Annotated in this window: 2 protein-coding genes; both read left to right on the forward strand. The window is 40.0% G+C overall.

The features are described 5' to 3' along the window. The first annotated feature begins 170 nt into the window (after positions 1 to 170). Positions 171 to 548, forward strand: a complete 378-nt coding sequence (locus tag ACVPON_RS01465; RefSeq protein ID WP_462875468.1) for a hypothetical protein — start codon at positions 171 to 173, stop codon at positions 546 to 548. Positions 549 to 898: 350 nt separating this feature from the next. Beyond that, a partial coding sequence (locus ACVPON_RS01470) for an RHS repeat domain-containing protein (RefSeq protein ID WP_462875469.1) occupies positions 899 to 1,746 on the forward strand: 848 nt, incomplete at its 3' end.

The following is a 1,746-nucleotide window of genomic DNA, read 5'->3' on the forward strand; positions in this document are numbered from 1 at the left end:
GTGACAGAAAATATTGGTGACTTGAAAAAAGGAGATCAGTTATACTTAGATGGATTACATAAAGACCATTTAGAAGTATTTGATAAGAGAGGAAAATTAAAAGATGTACTCAATTTAGATGGAACATCTAATCTTGATAAATTAAATAAAGCTAGCGGTCGGAGGTTACCATGATTGAAGAATTGAAGAAACTATTAGATATTTGTGAACAATACAATGAGGAATTGGGAGATAATTTGGAGGATAATGAAGATTTAAAAGATTTAAAAGAAAGCATAGATTTTTATTTAGAGAGAGATTATCAGAAATTAGTCATGGCTATTGAATTATTTGATAAAACTATGATTTTTAATACTAGTACAGATGATCTGTATAACAAGTTTTATAAGCAAATGCTATCATCAATGGCTGATTTTGCAGCATACTTTGATGATCTTCATAAAATTATATTTCGTTTAAATAAACGAAGAAATTACTTAAAAGGGCTAGTCACTCTTGCAGAATATCAAGCTTCGGATATTTTAGATATTGAGTATAAAGAGGATTGAAGCTGAATTAGTAACAAGCAATAGATAAGAAGGATAAAGTAGTTGTATTTCCGTGGTGCTGTTGGCGCTTGAGCTAGTTATCGAGGACTTTGAAAACGCTCGAAATTATTTCTTCGTTTTCCGTCCTCTCTTTCCTAGCTCCCCGCCCACCTATGGAGCTTCTCTCCATAGGTGTTTTCCACATCACCACTATGCTTTTACATGTTGTCATATAAAAGCAAGATAAGAAATAAAACTGTTCTACTTACTTTATTCGTAAAAGTAAAATAAAAAGACGGAAAGATAAATAAATTTTTTATTATGTAGAACATATTCCGTAATATACTGATTATCTCGGTCAGATTGAGACCATGACAGTATCCGACAAGGCAGGCAAGGAATTATCGAAACTCACCTACACCTATGACCTAGCAGGAAACAAGCTGACTAGCACAGAAGAAGTAGAGGGCAAGAAAGAAGAGACCCGCTTCACTTACGATGACAATAACCGCCTAACCAAACTAGAAAACAAGGACGGTATAACGACCTATACCTACGACAGGAACGGCAACCGCATCTCGTCTAAGAAAAATGATGACAAGTTAGACTACATCTACGACACAGAGAACCGGCTCCTTGCGGTTAAGGACAAGGAGGGGCTTCTGATGGCAGCCCTCTATGACGGGGATGACAATCGGGTCTTTACCGCCAGTCGTAAGGAGGGCAAGCACACTTATCAACTCTTCAAGCGTGAGGACAAGAAGAAATCGCCATATACAGCACCAGCTGGTGAGGAGCCGAGTCTCTTCTGGTATGGCTTTAGTCAGAATGTCTTACAGGCACTGTCTACCCTACCGCAGACGGTGGGGACTATCTGGCATGAGATTTTTGACGATGTGTCGACTGCCTACCACCAGAAAGTAGCGAAAGACCGGGCGACCAAGGAGGGGCTAGTGGTCAACCCACCAGAGCTTGGAGATCTGCCGGGTGAGGGTCAAGTGACCTATGCCTCAGAAGTGAAAGAGGTTCTCATTCCTTACACCACACGAGAGGATCGCTTTAACTATTACGAAGAGCGGAACTATGTCAACGACGTCAACCGCAAGCATACCGAAGTTCTTCAGACCTATGACCGGGACTTGAAAGGCAAGGAAACTTATACTTATGGTAATGGGCGGGTTTCCTACCTCAACAATGAAACAGGCGACCAGTATCACTA

The sequence above is a fragment of the Streptococcus sp. 1F3 genome (genome assembly GCF_054968985.1).